The organism is Flavobacterium sp. GW821-FHT12A05 (genome assembly GCF_058807735.1).
Genome location: NZ_JBXAQY010000003.1, coordinates 423,661 through 443,218, shown reverse-complemented (window position 1 = coordinate 443,218; position 19,558 = coordinate 423,661). Strand labels below are relative to the sequence as shown.

General features: G+C 36.5%; 10 protein-coding genes. All 10 read left to right on the top strand.

Annotated features, from left to right (window positions below; all coding sequences use genetic code 11):
• Positions 1 to 71 precede the first annotated feature (71 nt).
• The 10 genes from AC1RRQ_RS08500 (at position 72) to AC1RRQ_RS08455 (ending at position 19,498) form a co-directional block, all read left to right on the top strand.
• Positions 72 to 740, top strand: a complete 669-nt coding sequence (locus tag AC1RRQ_RS08500) for a DUF3826 domain-containing protein (RefSeq protein ID WP_493022589.1) — start codon at positions 72 to 74, stop codon at positions 738 to 740.
• A 133-nt stretch (positions 741 to 873) separates the two neighbouring features.
• Positions 874 to 2,580 (top strand): polysaccharide lyase, encoded by a 1,707-nt coding sequence (locus AC1RRQ_RS08495; protein WP_493022588.1) that lies wholly within the window; start codon positions 874 to 876, stop codon positions 2,578 to 2,580.
• Positions 2,581 to 2,701: 121 nt separating this feature from the next.
• Complete coding sequence (locus tag AC1RRQ_RS08490) at positions 2,702 to 5,857, top strand: DUF6298 domain-containing protein (RefSeq protein WP_493022587.1); 3,156 nt, start codon at positions 2,702 to 2,704, stop codon at positions 5,855 to 5,857.
• Between the two features lie 167 nt (positions 5,858 to 6,024).
• Entirely contained in the window at positions 6,025 to 7,428 is a 1,404-nt protein-coding gene (locus tag AC1RRQ_RS08485; RefSeq protein ID WP_493022586.1) for a glycoside hydrolase family 140 protein, read from the top strand.
• Positions 7,429 to 7,656: 228 nt separating this feature from the next.
• A complete protein-coding gene (locus tag AC1RRQ_RS08480; protein ID WP_493022585.1) occupies positions 7,657 to 9,225 on the top strand; it encodes a glycoside hydrolase family 28 protein in 1,569 nt (522 codons plus the stop codon).
• Positions 9,226 to 9,304: 79 nt separating this feature from the next.
• A complete protein-coding gene (locus tag AC1RRQ_RS08475; RefSeq protein WP_493022584.1) occupies positions 9,305 to 10,222 on the top strand; it encodes a glycoside hydrolase family 43 protein in 918 nt (305 codons plus the stop codon).
• Positions 10,223 to 10,295: 73 nt separating this feature from the next.
• The gene (locus tag AC1RRQ_RS08470; protein WP_493022583.1) at positions 10,296 to 12,158 is read left to right on the top strand and encodes a six-hairpin glycosidase; all 1,863 of its coding nucleotides are present in this window, start codon (positions 10,296 to 10,298) and stop codon (positions 12,156 to 12,158) included.
• Between the two features lie 244 nt (positions 12,159 to 12,402).
• Positions 12,403 to 15,183: a glycoside hydrolase family 78 protein gene (locus AC1RRQ_RS08465; protein WP_493022582.1), complete on the top strand. Its 2,781-nt coding sequence runs from the start codon at positions 12,403 to 12,405 to the stop codon at positions 15,181 to 15,183.
• A 261-nt stretch (positions 15,184 to 15,444) separates the two neighbouring features.
• On the top strand, positions 15,445 to 16,863 hold the full coding sequence (locus tag AC1RRQ_RS08460; RefSeq protein ID WP_493022581.1) for an acetylxylan esterase: 1,419 nt from the start codon (positions 15,445 to 15,447) through the stop codon (positions 16,861 to 16,863).
• A gap of 184 nt (positions 16,864 to 17,047) precedes the next feature.
• The gene (locus AC1RRQ_RS08455; protein WP_493022580.1) at positions 17,048 to 19,498 is read left to right on the top strand and encodes a glycoside hydrolase family 95 protein; all 2,451 of its coding nucleotides are present in this window, start codon (positions 17,048 to 17,050) and stop codon (positions 19,496 to 19,498) included.
• The last annotated feature ends 60 nt before the right edge of the window (positions 19,499 to 19,558 follow it).

The window sequence follows — 19,558 nt, the reverse complement described above, 5'->3', positions numbered from 1 at the left end:
AAACGCCTTTAAACGTTAAGAAAAGCTATGTTTCTATGTGTTTAAAATAATTATGTTAAAAAAGAAAACTCATGGCACTAAATAAATTAAACGCTGGTTTATTATCGCTTGCTTTTGCATTTTCCACTTTAAATGCGCAACAGCATTTAGATCCTGAATATGTAAAAGTTACCAACGAAAGAGCTGCAAAAATCGTTACGAAATTAGATTTAAAAAGCGAAGCAAAAGAAAAAGCAGTTTCAAATATTATCGCGCAGCAATTCAGAGATTTAACTGAAATTCAGGACGGAAGAGATGCTGAAATTAAAAAAGTGAAAGAAGATACTTCTTTAGCAAAAGAAAAGCAAAACGAAAAGATTGATAAACTGAAAGCAAAAGCAGACGAATCAATTGCAAAACTGCATAAATCTTATATCAAAAAATTAAGCAAAGAATTGTCTGAAGATAAAATCACTGAAGTGAAAGACGGAATGACCTACGGCGTGCTTCCTATCACAGTTGCAGGTTACAATGATATGCTTCCAAACTTAACAGCAGAACAAAAAGACTACATCTATAAAGCTTTAGTGGAAGCCAGAGAACACGCAATGGATGCTGGTTCATCTAAAGAAAAACACGGCTGGTTTGGTAAATACAAAGGAAGAATCAACAATTATTTATCAAAACAAGGTTACGATTTAAACAAAGAAAGTGCCGATTGGCACAAACGTATTGAAGAAAGAGAGAAAGCTAAGAATTAGTACTTAGTGCCTAGTAATTAGTGATTAGCTTTTTAAATAATTTGTTTAAAATTCATTGATGAATGTTTTCAACTAATCACTAATTACTAAGAGCTAATCACTAAAAAAACTAATCACTAAGTACTAAAAAAAAATGCGCAATATTTTCCCTAACCGTACTTTAAAAAGAACTTTTATGGCGTTGTCCTTTTGTTCTTTAGTATCATCGGCGTATGCCCAATATCCCGTAATTCCAAAACCTGTTCAGGAAAAAGCAGATGCTGTTTTAGCTGATGAAGAAAAAAGACTGAGCGAAATTTGGACTGCCAATCTTCATATAATCAAAGAAGAAGCAAAACAAGGAAAACCCTATTTACCTTGGGCTTCCTATCCAAAAGATTTTGTTCAGGCAGATATTCCTGCTTTCCCTGGTGCTGAAGGTGGTGGAGCATACACACAGGGCGGACGAGGCGGAAAAATATTTGTAGTAACCAGTTTAGAAGACAGCGGAAAAGGAACTTTTCGTGAAGCCTGCGAAGCGGTTGGAGCGAGAACAATTGTTTTCAACGTTTCAGGAATTATTCAATTGAAAAAAAGAATCAGCATGCGTGCACCATACGTAACCATTGCTGGACAAACCGCTCCGGGTGACGGAATTTGCATTGCTGGAGAAACTTTAGAAATCGATACGCATGACGTTATTATTCGTCACATGCGTTTCAGACGTGGTGCAACAGAAGTAACGAGAAGAGACGACGCATTGGGAGGAAATCCGATGGGAAATATAATCGTTGATCACTGTTCTGTAAGCTGGGGATTAGACGAAAATATTTCTTTATACAGACATCAGTTTGCTGCGAATGCAAAATCGAAACTGGAAAAATTGCCAGCTTGTAATATCACGATTCAAAACACCATTTCATCAGAAGGTTTAGACACGTATAATCATGCTTTCGGAAGTACAATTGGCGGATTAAATAGTACTTTTATGCGCAACTTATGGGCAGACAACATTTCTAGAAATGCTTCTATCGGAATGTATGGCGACTTTAATTTTGTGAATAACGTAGTATTCAATTGGTGGAATCGTACACTGGATGGCGGAGATTATCGTTCGATGTTGAACATCATTAACAATTACTTCAAACCAGGCCCAATAACGCCGACAGATCAACCAATTCGATATAGAATTGTAAAACCAGAATCTGGTTATATTGAACCAAAACAATACGGAAGGGCCTATGTTTCAGGAAACTTTATCGTAGGTTCTCCAGAAGTTACAGCAAACAACTGGAATGGCGGAGTTCAATTAGAAGATCTTCCGGAAGCAGAAACAAAAGAGTTTTTAGCAGCAATCAAACAGCCAAAACCTTTCTCAATGCCAAAATTTACTATCATGTCGGCAGAAGAAGCTTATGATTTTGTTTTAACGAATGTTGGAGCCACAATCCCAAAAAGAGATGCGGTTGACGAAAGAATTATCAAACAAGTTAAAACTGGAAAAATCGAAGTTAAAGACGGTTTAGAAAACAATATCGGAAAAGAATATATCAAAAGAAGATTACCAGCTGATTCATATAAAAAAGGAATTATAACGCATCCTGATCAAGTTGGCGGCTATCCAACTTACAAAGGAAAAGCCTATAAAGATTCTGATAATGATGGAATTCCAGATGCTTGGGAAAAGAAATTTGGTTTAAACCCAAATGACGCTTCAGACGCTAATAAAGATGCAAACGGAGACGGATATACCAACATCGAGAAATATTTTAACGGAATCGATCCAAACAGTAAAACAGATTGGACGAAAATCGAAAATAATACGGATACATTGGCTAAGCTGAAATCATTGTTGCAATAAGAGTTAGAAAATAGAGTAAAGAATATAGAAAATAGACATTAGAAAAAATGATTTAGCTTTGAAGAAATCTATATTCTTTACTCTATTTTCTATATTCTAAACATTTCTAAAAAATAATAAGGTGAATTTTATCCAGTTAAAAAATACAATCTCCCTTCAAAAAGATAAAATAGTTTTGTCTGGTTTGGCGATGCTTTTCAGTATAAACATCACAGCCCAAAACAATTTCCCAGATATCATCAAAACCAAAGAAGGAAAACTTTCTTTTACAACAGATAATCAAGGAAATCAAATCCCTGATTTTTCTTTTGCAGGATATCGAAACTCAGAAGTTGCCATTCCGAATCTGGAAAACAAAATTTTTGTTTCGAAACAAGAAGAAGATGCAACACAGAAAATCCAAAATGCAATTGATTATGTAAGTGCATTAAAACCAGATAAATCAGGTTTTCGCGGAGCAGTATTGTTAGACAAAGGAACTTTTAAAATCAGCGGCACATTATATATCAAAAAATCGGGAGTAGTTTTAAGAGGAAGCGGAAATTCCGAAAACGGAACCATACTTTTAGGAACCGGATTAGAAAGAGAAGCTTTAATTAGAATTTTAGGTGTAAACGATAAAGTGTATAAAGATTCATTTGAATTTGCAAACGCTTATACGCCACTTGGAACTCAGAAAATCCAATTAAAAAACACTTCAAAATTAAAAGTTGGAGACGAAATCGAAATTAGTAAGCCTTTAACGGATAATTTCATTAAAGAAGTAAACATGCAGGATTTCGGTGGAGAAACTTCTTGGATTGGCTGGAAAAAAGGCGATTGGATTACAACTTGGAATCGTGTCGTTACCAAAATTAACGGAAACGAAGTAACTGTAAATGCTCCAATCACAATGTCTTTAGATGATGTTTTTGGAACTTCAAAAGTAACTGTTTATTCTTGGCAGGGAAGAATTGAAAATAACGGAATTGAAAATATCTTAATAAAATCAACTTATAATCCGTCAAATTTAAAAGACGAAGAACATAGATGGCAGGCTATCAGCATTGAAAACACTAGAAACGCCTGGGTAAAGCAAGTAAATTTCAAACACTTTGCTGGCGGAGCGGTTACGATTCTAAAAACAAGTCAGCAAATTACGGTTGAAGATTGTATCGCTACAGAACCAATTTCAGAAATCGCTTCATTTAGAAGACATACCTTTTATACCGAAGGGCAGCAGACTTTATTCCAACGTTGTTATTCAGAATTTGGATATCATGATTTCGCTGTAGGCGGATTCGGAACAACGGGGCCAAATGCGTTCGTACAATGCGAATCACATTTGCCATTCGAAAACAGCGGTGCAATCGGAAGCTGGGCGACCGGAGTTTTATTTGATATTGCCAATATCGACGGAAAAGCATTAAGCTACAACAACAGAGAACAAGGCGGAAGAGGCGCTGGTTGGACAGCAGCCAATTCTGTAATCTGGGAATCATCGGCTTCAAAAGTTGAATGTTACAGTCCGCCAACAGCACAAAACTGGGCTTTTGGAGTTTGGGGACAATTTGGAGGAAACGGACATTGGAAAGACGTAAACGGACACATTAGTCCAAGAAGTTTATTCTACACACAGCTAGAAGCCAGATTAGGAAAACTTCCAGTTCAGCCATTTATTTACGATTTAGGTTCAGAACCATCTTCGAGTCCAAGTATCGAAGTGGCAGCAGAATTGACTAAAAACTCGGCAACAACCGCAAAAAGTTTACAAGAATGGATTGCAGAAGCTTCAAAAGCAAATCCGATTAATACAGACAGTAAAGGTTTAAAAAATGCAAACGATTTAAAAGTTGCATCAAATAAAACAGAAAAATCGACTTCAAAAGTAACTACAGAAAATGGTTGGCTGACTTTTGAAGGAAAAGTAATTGCTGGAAAACAAACCAACGTAGCATGGTGGAGAGGCGATTTAACCGATGATTTCGTAAATAAATCAACACCGCATATCACTCGTTTTGTTCCAGGAAGAACAGGAAATGGATTGACAGATAAAGTACAGGAAACGGTAGATTATTTGACTAAAAATAATATCGTTGCCTTAGAGCATAATTACGGTTTATGGTACGACAGACGAATGGACGATCACGAACGTGTTCGCCGAATTGATGATGATGTTTGGCCTCCGTTTTACGAACAGCCTTTTGCCAGAAGCGGAAAAGATTTCGCTTGGGATCATTTAAGCAAATACGATTTAACAAAATTCAATGATTGGTACTGGAACCGTTTAGCACAGTTTGCAACGCTGGCAGAACCAAACGGACAAATGTTAATCAATCAGCAATATTTTCAACATAATATTTTAGAAGCCGGAGCGCATTGGGCAAGTTCACCTTGGCGTTCTGCTAACAATATTAACAGCACAGAATTTCCAGAGCCACCGCCTTACGCAGGAGACAAACGTATTTTTATGGCGGAGCAGTTTTACGATATTACAAATGCTCAAAGAAGAAAATTACACGAAGGTTTCATTAGAAAATCATTCGAGAACTTTCAGGATAACAGTAACGTAATTCAATTGACAAGTGCCGAATATACAGGTCCGTTACATTTTATGGAATTCTGGTTAGACCAAGCTCAAAAATGGAAAGACGAAACAGGCAAAAAAGGCTTAATTGGATTAAGTGCTACTAAAGACGTTCAGGACGCTATTTTAAATGATGCTAAAAGAGTAAAAACCGTTGATGTAATTGACATTCGTTATTGGTATTACAAAGAAGACGGTTCAGCTTACGCTCCGCAAGGAGGCGTAAATTTAGCACCAAGACAGCACGCTAGAAAACTGAAAACGGGAAAAGAAACCGACAATCAAGTTTATCGCGCTGTTCGTGAATACAGAGAAAAATACCAAGAGAAAGTCATTTTATATTCAACAGACGGTTCTTCAAGATTTGGATGGCCTGTTTTAATGGCGGGAGCTTCATTAGCAAACATTCCAAAAATTGAACTCCCACAGTTTTATGCCGCTTTAAGCGAAATGAAATTAGTTGACGGAAACACGTTTTCAGACAATCTTTGGAAACTGGAAAACAAAGGAAAAAGCTATCTTTTTTATCTGAAAAACGATCAGGACATCACAATCGATTTGTCAAACGAAAAAGGAACATTTGAGGTATTCGCTATAAATGCTTCAACAGGAAATATAACAAAAAAAGCCAACATAAGCGGAGGAAAACAAGTCACAATTCCACAAGCCGAAATAAAAGAAAAAGTGCTTTTTGTAGTTAGAAAAAATTAAAAATTGAGAATTAAAAATTAAAAATAATCTGCCAGAATATTTGTGAAATAAATACACGAAAAGAATATAAAATCCTTTTAATCTGTGAAATCTGTGGCATATAGAACACAACGAAAAGAGAAAATTCGTGAAAATTTGTGCAATTCGTGGCAAAACAAAAAAACAAAATGAATCTGAAAATTAAATCTTTATACGCTCTTTGTATAAGCTTTATGTTTACAGCACAAAGCGGATTTTCGCAATCTGCCAAAACAAAAATAGCTCTGCCTCAAATCAAAGTATCTAAAAATCAGCATTATTTTGTTACCGAAAACGAAAAACCATTTTTCTGGCTGGGCGACACAGGCTGGCTGGCATTCGGGAAACTGGACAGAGCAGGCGTTGAGAAATATTTTAAAGACAGAAAAGACAAAGGATTTAATGTCGTTCAGGTAATGGTTTTACACAACATCAATGCCGTTAACGTTTATGGCGATGCCGCTTTAATAAACGAAGACGTTTCAAAACCTTTGATTACAGCAGGAAATGATTTCAAAGATGCAAAGCAATACGATTATTGGGATCACGTAGATTACACTTTAGATGTGGCTCAGAAAAACGGAATTTATCTAGCAATGGTCCCAGTTTGGGGAACAAACGTTTCAAAAGGAAATAAAGTAAGCAAAGAACAGGCAGCAGTTTATGCTAAATTCTTGGCCGACAGATATAAAAACAGAACCAACATAATTTGGTTAAACGGAGGAGATACACACGGAAATGAATTCACAGATATCTGGAACGCTATCGGAAATACTTTAAAAACCAACAATCCAAACCAGTTAGTGACTTTTCACCCGTTCGGAAGAACCGATTCTTCAGAGAACTTTCATAATGCAAAATGGTTAGATTTCAACATGTTCCAATCTGGACACAGAAGATACGATCAGGATTCATCAAAAACGAATTTCAAAGAAGACAATTACAAATTTGTTCTAAGAGATTTCGAATTGAAACCAACAAAACCAACACTCGACGGAGAACCATCTTACGAAGGAATTCCACATGGTTTGCACGATACTCTACAGCCAAAATGGACCGCAAGCGATGTACGCCGTTACGGATATTGGTCGGTTTTATCTGGTGCAGCAGGTTACACCTACGGACATAATGCCGTAATGCAGATGTTCAGAAAAGGCGACAAACCCGCTTATGGAAACAAAGAATTATGGACATCGGCTATCAATGCGCAAGGAGCAAAAGAAATGGTTTACATTAAGAAATTAATGGAAGAAGTGCCATTTTTAGAAGGAATTCCAGATGTTTCATTAGTGGTGAATCAAGGAGAAAAATACGATTATATTCCAGCCATAAGAGGAGAAAAATACGCTTTATTATACACCTACAACGGAAGAATAATAGAAGTAAAACTAGGAAAAATTTCCGGAGATAAATTCGAAGCCACTTGGTACAATCCAAGAAATGGAAAGAAAACTAAAATCGGAACATTTGATAATAAAGGAACTCAAAATTTTCAGCCAGAAGGAAAAAAAGAAGATGGTAATGACTGGGTTTTGATTTTGAAGTCAAAGTAACCACAAAGTTTGTCATTGCGAGGAACGAAGCAACCTCACTAACGATAAACCACAAAGTTTGATCTTGTAAATGTGGTTGCTTCGTTCCTCGCAATGACTAAAATGAGAATAAAATATTTCACGCAGATTTAAAATGATTTAAGCAGATTCTGCAGATTTTTTAAAATATAAATCTGCGCTGATCTGCCAAAATCTGCCAAATCTGCGAGAGAACAAAAAAACACAACTATGAAAAACATACTAATAATACTCTGCTTCATCACCGGATTAAACACCGCTTTCGCAAACGACGGCTGGCTAAACATCTTAAACGAAGGCGGAAACAACAAAGGAATAAAATGCACTCAAGCCATTCAGAATGCCATTGAAAAAGCATCTAAAAATGGCGGAGGAACGATCTTTTTCCCTGCGGGAGAATACTTAACAGGAGCTTTAACACTAAGAAGCAACATTACGATTCATTTAGATTCCGGGGCGCTTTTAAAGTTTTCAGAGAATTTCGATGATTTTCTTCCTTATGTAGAAATGCGTTACGAAGGAATTGTAATGAAAAGTTTCCAACCCTTATTTTATGCCAAAGATGTAGAAAATATCACCATTACAGGAAGAGGCATAATTGACGGACAAGGAAAAGCTTGGTGGAATGAAGTATACCGAATCGAAACAGCCAAAGAACCGCTTCCTCCAACAAAATACCAAACCATGTGGGAAGAGCAAAACAAAGGACTTTACACAGAACCTTATTACAAAAGAACGGTTGACAAGAAATTCTTCAGACCTTCTTTCTTTCAGGCTTACAACTGTAAAAACATTTTAATTGAAGGCGTAACCTTTAAAAACTCACCTTTCTGGACAATCAACCCAGAATTCTGTGATAATGTAACCGTAACCGGAATTTCAATTTTTAATCCGCATTCGCCAAATACAGACGGAATCAATCCTTCTTCTTGCACCAATGTTCATATCTCAAACTGCCATATAAGTGTTGGAGACGATTGTATTACAATTAAATCTGGAAGAGACGGCGACGGACGTAAATACGGTAAGGCAACAGAAAACGTAACGATCACAAATTGCACGATGCTAAGCGGTCACGGTGGTGTTGTAATTGGAAGTGAAATGTCAGGCGGAATCAAAAAAATTACCATTTCAAATTGCGTTTTCGACGGAACAGATCGCGGAATCCGTATTAAATCGGCTCGAGGAAGAGGTGGAGTGGTAGAAGATATTCGCGTCGATAATATCGTCATGAAAAACATCAAAGAAGAAGCTATCGTATTGAGCCTTTTTTACGATAAAGGAACGCAAGTTGAACCTGTAACCGAGAAAACGCCGATTTTCAGAAACATTCACATGAGCAACATTACAGCTTCAAACGTAAACAAAGCTGGACAGATTCTGGGAATTACCGAAATGCCAATTCAAAACATCACTTTCTCCAACATCAATATGGATGGAAAAGAAGGTTTTACAGTAAGTACGGCGACAGATGTTGAATTTCACGATGTAAAAGTAAATGCTACAATCGGTTCTTCTTTCAAAATATCCGATTCGAAAAATATCATTTTAGATAACGTTGGATCTTCAACAGCCATAAAAGGTGTTCCGGTTATCAAATTAGATAATGTTTCGAATGCGTTAATCAATAATAATTTTCCATTCAATCCAACCGATATTTTTATCGAAGCAGATGGAAAAGAGACTAAAAATATTTTCCTGAAAAATAATGTTTTAAACAACGTAACAACGAAAATCAAAAAAGGATCTTCTTTAGATAAAAAAGCAATTATAGAATAGATTATAATAACACTGATTTCACGAATTTACACCAATTTAATTCGTGATAATTCGTGAAATCAGTGTTCAATTTTATATCATGAAAAAAATATTCATCATAGTAACCCTTTCACTTTTTGCGATTAGTTATTCGCAGAAAAAGAAAGATTTGTATCTTTTTACGTCGTTTAGAGAACCCGCAACAGAAGGTTTATATTTGGCGTACAGCGAAGACGGTTACAACTGGAAAGGATTAGAAGGTTCATTTTTAAAACCAGAAATAGGAGCCAGCAAAATCATGCGGGACCCATCAATCACAAAAGGAGCAGACGGAACGTATCACATGGTTTGGACAACCGACTGGAAAGGCGGAAATGGTTTTGGTTACGCAAGTTCAAAAGATTTGATTCATTGGTCAGAACAACAATATATTCCGGTCATGAAAAACGAACTGGAAGTGGTAAACGTTTGGGCACCAGAGATTTTTTATGATGATGTGAAAAAAGAATATATCATTATTTGGGCATCGACAATTCCATTTAGATATCCAAAAGGAGTGGAGGATGAGAAAAATAACCACAGAATGTATTATGTAACGACTAAGGATTTCAAAACGTTTTCAGACACAAAATTATATTACGATCCAGGTTTCAGCGTAATTGACTGTGTGATTGTTAAAAAAGGGAAAAAAGATTATGTTTTGGTTTTGAAAGACAATACAAGACCAATGCGAAACATAAAAGTAGCCTTCGGAAAATCGCCTTTAGGCCCGTTTGAAAAGAGTTCTAAACCTTTAACCGAATATTTATCTGAAGGTCCAACGGTGGTAAAAGTCGGTAAAAAATGGTTGTTGTATTATGACAATTATGGTTCGAAAAATTATAAAGCCCTAAGCACAACAGATTTTGTTCATTTTGAAGATGTTTCCTCCAAAATAAGCCTTCCCGAAGGACACAAACACGGAACGATTACAACAATCTCTGAAGACGTTTTAAAAGGATTAATTGAAAAGAAATAAATTATCTCCAGCATACCTAACAGGTTTTTAAAACCTGTTAGGTCTCTTAGAAGTTATAAAAAGATAAAGAATAATGATTACTTTCCAAAACATAAAAACCAACATCATCACAGCTACAATTCTTTTGACTTGCACAGCTGTAAATGCACAAAATGACACTGTGCGTTATGTTGGCAAAACACTTTCAAACATCGATTACCATCACGGACAGTTAAGTCCAGCGGTTGGAGTTCACGCTACGCAAATTATGCGTGCAAGCCGTGAACATCCTGAAAAAGCGGATGGTTTTGGATGGACATACAATCATCAGCCGATGATGGCGTACTGGAATAACACCTTTTATCTGCATTATTTAAGCGATCCTTCGGGCGAACATATTCCGCCAAGCCAGACTTTATTAATGACTTCGAAAGACGGCGTAACGTGGACAAAACCAGAAGTGATTTTTCCAATTTATAGAATTCCTGACGGATGGAAAAAAGAAGGTGTTGAAGGCGTTGCTAAAAATCTGGATGCCATAATGCACCAAAGAATGGGCTTTTATACGTCAAAAGACAAACGACTTTTTGCTTTAGCGTATTACGGAATCGCAATGGATGAAAAAGACGATCCAAACGACGGAAAAGGAATTGGACGTGTAATTCGTGAAATCAAAAAGGACGGAAGTTTTGGAGAAATTTATTTCATTAGATACAACAAAACTTGGGACAAATCGAAATCGAAATTCCCATTTTATACTGCATCAAAGGATAAAGGTTTGAAAAAAGCCTGCGAAGAAATTTTATCAGAACCTTTGGTTTTACAGCAATGGGTAGAAGAAGCCGATCGTGACGATGAATTGATTCCGTTACAGAAACCCTACAAAGCATTTAGTTATTACCATTTGCCAAACGGAAATGTAGTCGGTTTATGGAAACATGCTTTAACTTCAATCAGTAAAGATGGAGGAAAATCTTGGGATTATATGCCATTGCGCGCTCCGGGATTTGTAAACAGCAATGCTAAAATATGGGGACAAAAAACATCAGACAATCGTTATGCAACGCTTTATAATCCGTCAGAATATCGTTGGCCTTTGGCAATTTCGACAAGTGATGATGGACTGAATTACAAAGATTTATTGTTGGTTCACGGAGAAGTAAGTCCGATGCGTTACGGTGGAAACTACAAATCTGCCGGCCCGCAATACGTTCGCGGAATCACAGAAAAGAATGGAACTCCGCCAGATGGAAAAATCTGGGTGGGTTACAGTATGAACAAAGAAGATATTTGGGTAGCGTCGATTCCTGTTCCAGTAACTTCAGTGGTAACAGAAAATGTAAATGATGTTTTTAATAATCTTCCAGATGGACAAGAACTAAAATTATGGAATACCTATGATCTTTCTTGGGCATCAACCAAAATCGAAAAGAAAGCCGACGGTAAAAAATGGCTGACTTTAAGAGATCAGGATTATTTTGATTATTCCCGTGCCGAAAGAGTAATTCCTTTTGCATCAAAAATGGAAGCTGTTTTCACAGTAAAACCAGAGCAAAATAATCACGGTTTATTGCAGATTGAATTCCAAAACAAACAAGGCTTACCATCGGTAAGATTGATTTTTGATTCGGATGGAGAATTAAAGGTAAAAAATGGTGCGCGTTTGAGTTCGGTTACAAAATACGAAGCAAACAAAGCATATACAATCACAGTTAAATTAGATGCTAAAAACCGTCAGTACACTATAAAAGTAAACGATGGAAAAGAATCAACAAAGATATTTTATGCGCCAACAGACGGTTTTGAGCGAATTATGTTCCGCACAGGAGAACAAAGACATACGCCAAATCCAGACACTGAGCCAGATACAGACGATTACGACGATCTGCCTCAAACCGGAAAATTAATCCCAGAAGCAGTATTCAATATCGAATCGTTGATTACAAAGAAATTGTAAAAAATATATTGCCACGAATTGCACGAATTGCCACGAATTATTTTTTTATAATTATTGATTTAAAAATTAGTGAAATTTGTGTAATTCGTGGCGAAAAAAAATAGAACGCGGATTAAACAGATTCGCTATCGCGAAAACGCAGATTTGAGCGGATTTTATATTTTTAGACAGAAAAAAATCCGTTTTATCCGCGTCTTTACGAAGTAAATCCGTTTAATCAGCGTTCAAATTTTAAAAATTAGAAATGAAGAATTTCAAAAACATATTATTAGTTGTTACTTTCTTAATTACGTTCATTTCAAATGGACAAATTCTGCCTGTACGCTTAACAACAGAAATGGCCGAAAATCCATTAGCTGTAGTTCAGAATCAGCCGAGATTGAGCTGGCAGTTGGTTTCAAAAGAATCGGATGCATCACAAATTGCTTATGTTATTTTGGTTGCTTCATCAGAAGAAAAACTAAATAATGATGATGGAGATATTTGGAATTCGGGTAGAGTAAATTCAGATAAAAACCTGCATATTGTTTATAGTGGAAGTACATTAAAAAGCGAAACCAAATATTTCTGGAAAGTAAAAGTTTGGAATCAATCAGGAAAAATTTCTAAATGGAGCAAAACAGCTTCGTTCAGAACCGCTTCATTAGAATCTGATTTAAATCCCGTTTGGATTGGTGCCATTACCAAAGCCGACAGTCATCTGCCGGAAGGCCGAAATTACCACACAGCAACTTTCAACAGAGAAAAAAAGAACTCGTTTATCAATGCTTCCGATTCTTTGTCACGCAGAAGTATCATGTTGCGTAAACCTTTCGAAATAAAAAAAGAAATCAAAGAAGCTATAGTTTACATTTCAGGTTTAGGACATTATGAATTGACAATCAACGGAAAAAAAGTGGGTAACAGCCAATTTGCGCCTCTATGGACAGATTACGACAAAACGGTTAATTACAATGTTTACGAATTAAGCGCAAAAGAATTTCAAAAAGGAGATAACGTAATTGGTGTTTTGTTAGGAAACGGAATGTACAATACATTGGCCGAAAGATATACGAAATTCTTCGTGAGTTTTGGTCCGCCGACTTTATTCTTTAAAATGAAAATCAAGTATAATGATGGTTCAGAAGAAATTGTTAAGTCAGATGGAACTTGGAAATACAGCAAAAGTCCGATTACGTATAACAGTATTTTTGGAGGAGAAGATTACAATGCCAATCTAGAACAAAAAGGATGGAATCGTAAAGGTTTCAAAGATAGAGACTGGAAAAAAGTTGTCATTGAGGAAGCGCCAAAAGGAGTTTTAAGACCACAGACAGCACCGCCAGTTACGATTCAGAAACAATATGAAGTTAAAACCGTAAAAGAGCTGAAACCGAATTTCTATGTTTTTGATATGGGGCAAAATCTTTCAGGATTTCCAACAATCAAAGTAAAAGGAAAAAAAGGACAATCGATTCGTGTTTGGGTTGCTGAAGGATTAAATGAAGAAGGCACAATTGCTCAGGGAAGATCTGGAAAACCATACTATTACGATTATACATTAAAAGGAGATGGAATAGAAGAATGGACGCCAAAATTCAGTTTCTACGGTTATCAATATGTTCAGATTGAAAATATCAATTATAAAGAAGCTAAAAACAAAGAACTTCCAACTTTAGTTGATTTGAAATCGAATTTCATTTACAATTCGGCTGGAGAAGCAGGAAGTTTTGCCTGTTCGAATGAGATTTTTAATAAAACGCACGAATTGATTAACAACTCGATCAAAAGTAATTTTCAAAGCGTTTTTACCGATTGTCCGCAACGTGAAAAATTAGGCTGGCTGGAAGAAATTCAGTTGAATGGTCCGGGTTTAATGTTCAATTATAATTTGCAGACTTTCCTTCCTGCGACAATGCAAAATATTTCTGATTCACAGCGTGATAACGGTTTAATTCCGACGATCGTTCCCGAATATGTAATTTTTGGAGGCGATTTTACCGATTCTCCAGAATGGGGCGTGACAGGCGTAATTCTGCCTTGGATGTATTATGAATATTACGGAGACGCTTCGTTATTAGAAAAATATTTTCCTGTAATGAAGAATTATGTGGATTATTTAGGAACAAAAGCGACCGATCATATCGTTTCCCACGGATTAGGCGATTGGTATGATTACGGAACACATGCTGCAGGATATTCTAAAAATAGTCCGATTGCGCTTTCTGCGACTTCGCATTACTATTATGGAGCTTATTTATTGGCAAAAGCAGCTAAATTATTGGGTAAAACGGAAGATTTCGAGAAGTACAATACATTGGCTTCTGATATTAAAACAGCTTTCAACGCGGCGTTTTTTAATGAAGAAACCAAAGAATACGGAACAAACAGCCAGTTTAGCAATGCCGTTCCGATTTTTATGGATATTGTGGAGCCTCAGTATAAAGAAGCTGTAATGCAAAATTTACTAGCAGATATCAAAGAAAAAGGAGATCGTTTAACAACTGGAGATGTTGGAAACCGTTATTTGTTTCAAGCTTTGGCAAGAAATGGCGAAAACGAAACCATGTACAGAATGCACAATCATTATGACGCGCCGGGTTATGGTTTTCAGATTAAATTTGGCCTGACCACTTTAACCGAACAATGGGATCCGAGAAAAGGAAATTCTTGGAATCACTTTATGTTAGGGCAGATCGAAGAATGGTTTTACCAAAGTTTAGCAGGAATTATGTCCGATCCGGAAAAACCTGGATTTAAACATTTCTTCATTCAGCCCGAAGGAGTTGGTGATATGACTTTCGCGAAAGCGGATTATCAATCGGTTTACGGAAAGATTGCTTCTTCTTGGGAAAAGAAAGACGGAAAATTTATCCTAACAGTTCAGATTCCAGTGAATACAACTGCGACAGTAAAATTACCAGTTGCTAAAAATTCAGAAATAAAAATTGATAATAAAAGAGTTAGAGCGGGTTTTGATGAAAAAGCCCAGAAGCCAGTTTTGGAATTAGGATCTGGAATTTATACAATAGAATGCCAATTGTAATTATGAGTTATGAGTTATAATTAAACTCGAAAAAAATAGAAAAAATTAATTGCCTCCAGTTTTAACTGGAGGTTTAAAATAAGATAAGTTAAAGGGCTTTAGCCAAATGAATAATTTCGGCTAAAGCCAATGTGGAAATCAAAAAAAGTCCTCCAGCTAAATCAGGAGGCAATTCAAAAGAATAAAAAAAATCCGTGTAAATCAGCGTTTTCGCGATAGCGAATCCGTTTCATCAGCGTACCAACACACAACAATATTAAAATGAAAAACATACAATACATCATCATAGTTTCCATTTTTGCATTGACATTTGCCAATGCGCAAAGCACTTCTGATACTAATTTTAGAAAACCAGTTTCAGAAACACTAAAAAAAATAGAAACCGTTTTTAACGTAACGATCAACGATGACAGAGGTTTATTGAAAGGAAAAGAACTGGATTATGCCGATTGGAGAATTGAACCTGGAAATCTGCCACTTTCGCTGACCAATATTTTAGCGCCGTTCGAATTGATGTATTTCAAACAACCCGATGGAACCTACATCATACGCAAGTATGAAAACCATAAAGTTTCGGTAGATAAAGGAAAAGAACGCTTATTTTACTTAGAAAGCCTTTATTCAACCAAAGAAGAATGGGAAAAACGTAAAACGGAGTTAAAAGCTTGTATGATAACCTCATTTGGATTAGAAAAGGCTCCCCCAATGCCAAAATCTAAACCACTTTTAACTCCAAAAAGAATTTATAAAGATTACAGCGTAGAAAATATTGCTTTGGAAATTCTTCCGGGAGTTTATGCAACAGGATCGATTTACAAGCCGTATCCGTTGAATAAAAAAGCAGCTGTTATTTTAACACCAGACGGACATTTTGGTGACGGAAGATATAGAAAAGATGAGCAGTACCGTTGTGCTATGATGGCTAAAATGGGAGCAATTGTAATAGGTTATGATTTATTTGCCTGGGGAGAATCATTACTTCAGTTTCCTGAAGAAACACATAGAAACAGTATTGCATCGACGGTTCAGGTTTTAACTGGAATTCGTTTCTTGGATTATTTAGCAACGGTTAAAAATGCCGATATGTCAAGAGTTGGTGTTACCGGTGGTTCAGGAGGAGGATCACATACTATGTTTTTAGCTGCAATTGATGACAGAGTAAAAGTTTCAGCTCCGGTGGTGATGGTTTCATCACATTTTTCAGGTGGTTGCCCATGCGAGAGCGGACGCGGAATTCACCTTTGCGGAAACGGAACAAACAATGCTGAAATCTCAGCTATGATGGCTCCAAAACCACAATTGATTGTTTCTGACGGAAAAGATTGGACATTGGCAGTTCCGGAACTGGAGTTTCCTTTTATCCAAAGAACGTATGAATTGTACGGAAAGAAAGATTTAGTTGAAAATGCTCATTTTGCAAAGGAAGGTCATGATTTCGGAGTTTCAAAACGTATGGCTTTGTATCCGTTTATGGCGAAATATTTGAATTTGGATTTAAATAAAGTAAAGAACGATAAAGGCGAAATCGACGAATCGACTTGTGTGATTGAGCCGAAAGAGAAGTTGTTGGTTTTTGGAGATAAAGGAGAAAAACTGCCAGCGAATGCTCTGAAAGATATCAACAAATTATATGAAATGTTCGGAGAAAAAAATCTGAAAGTTTACGAGGTTAAGAAATAGATAGCCACGAATTTCCCGAATTGGCACGAATTATTTTTTGCCACAGATTAAAGGATTTTCACAGATTAAAAATCCTTTAAATCTGTGTAATCTGTGGCAAAATAAATTAGAGAAATTGAAAAAAAATTAAAAAAGAAATTAGTGTCAATTCGTGTAATTCGTGGCTGAAAAAAAAAATATAAACATGAAGTTAAAAATTAAAATAACGGCAATCTGTTTTGGAATTTTTTCCTTTACAGCAACAGCTCAAACCGACCTAAAATTATGGTACGATAAACCAGCTGCAATCTGGAACGAAGCCTTGCCATTAGGTAACGGACGTTTGGGGGCAATGGTTTTTGGTGATCCAGCTGTAGAGCGTTTGCAGTTGAACGAAGAAACCATTTGGGCAGGCTCTCCAAACAGCAATGCACATAATAAATCTATTAAAGCACTTCCAATTGTTCGTCAGTTAATTTTTGACGGAAAATTTGATGAAGCACAGGATTTAGCGACACAGGATATTATGTCGCAGACGAATGACGGAATGCCATATCAGACTTTTGGAAGCGTTTATATTTCATTCGCAGGACATCAAAAATATACCGATTATTACCGTGATTTAGACATTAGCAACGCTACGGCAAAAGTAAAATACAAAGTAAACGGAGTTGAATTTACAAGAGAAATTCTAACCGCATTTTCAGATCAGGTTATTGTGGTAAAACTTACTGCAAGTCAGCCGGGACAAATTACGTGTAATGTTTTCATGAACAGCCCGATTGATAAAACGGTGGCTTCGACAGAAGGAAACCAAATTATACTTTCGGGAGTTGGAACTAACTTTGAAGGTGTAAAAGGAAAAGTAAAATTTCAAGGCCGATTGACCGCTAAAAATAAAGGCGGGGAAATCGATGTCAGTAATGGAGTTTTAAGTATTAGTAAAGCTGATGAAGTGACTTTATATATTTCGATTGCTACGAACTTCAAAAACTATCAGGATATTTCGGGTGATGAAATTGCAAAAAGCAAAGATTATTTGGCTAAAGCCGAAATAAAAGATTTTGAAACGATAAAGAAAGCCCACGTTGATTATTACCAAAAATTCTTCAACAGAGTATCTTTAGATTTAGGTTCAAATGATTTAGTTCAGCAACCAACAAACGAAAGAATTCGAGATTTCTCAAAACAATTTGATCCGCAATTGGCGAGTTTGTATTTCCAATTCGGGCGTTATCTTTTAATTTCAAGTTCACAGCCAGGAGGACAGCCAGCCAATTTACAAGGGATTTGGAACGATATGGTAACACCGCCTTGGGACAGTAAATACACAACCAACATAAACGCGGAAATGAATTACTGGCCGGCACAAGTAACCAATTTGCAGGAAATGCATGAACCTTTTGTACAAATGGCAAAAGAGTTGGCTGTAACAGGCGCAGAAACTGCGAGAATGATGTACAATGCCAGCGGCTGGGTTTTACACCACAATACCGATATCTGGCGTGTTACCGCTCCGGTAGATTCAGCAGCTTCGGGAATGTGGCCGACTGGCGGTGCCTGGGTTTGTCAGGATTTATGGGAAAGATATTTATACACAGGAGATAAAAAGTATCTGGCAGAAATTTACCCAATTATGAAAGGTGCAGCTGATTTCTTTTTGGATTTTATGGTGGTAGATCCAAACACTAAATATTTAGTTGTTGTTCCTTCTAGTTCGCCTGAAAATACACACGCAGGCGGAACAGGAAAAGCGACAATTGCATCGGGAACTACAATGGACAATCAATTGGTTTTTGATTTGTTTACACATGTTATCGAAGCTTCGGCTTTGGTTTCGCCAGATGCAGCTTATACGAAAAAAGTGAGTGATGCTTTGGCAAAAATGCCTCCAATGAAAGTGGGCAAACACAATCAGTTACAGGAATGGCAGGACGATTGGGACAATCCGAAAGACAATCACAGACACGTTTCGCATTTGTATGGATTGTATCCGAGTAATCAGATTTCACCAATAAAAACGCCAGAATTATTTGAAGCCGCTAAACAATCTTTAATTTATAGAACAGACGAATCTACAGGCTGGTCTATGGGTTGGAAAGTGAATTTGTGGGCGAGATTATTAGATGGAAATCACGCTTATAAATTGATTCAGGATCAATTGCATTTGGTAACAGCGGATCAGAGAAAAGGTGGCGGAACGTATCCGAATATGTTAGATGCGCATCAGCCTTTTCAAATTGATGGAAATTTTGGATGTACAGCCGGTTTCGCCGAAATGTTAATGCAGAGTCAGGAAGATGCGATTCATTTATTACCAGCATTACCAAGTGTTTGGAAAGACGGAAGCATAAAAGGTTTGGTTGCCAGAGGTGGATTTGTAATTGATATGACGTGGAAAAACAATAAAGTTTCGGAGTTAAAAATCTATTCAAAAATAGGAGGAAACTGTAGATTAAAAGTTGAAAATACTTTAAAAGGTTCTTCTCTTAAAAAAGCTAAAGGCAAAAATCCAAATCCGTTGTTTTATGATGTGGAAGTGAAGAAACCGATTATTTCTAAAGAAGTAAAACTGCCTGAAGTACAATTGTCAAATTATAATATTTACGATGTGAATATGAAAGCAGGGCAGGCTTATATTTTTACGGGGAATTAAAATTTTTGAACCATATAAGTGATTTAAGAAAATACAAATGCGCGGGGTGTTCCTGCAAGG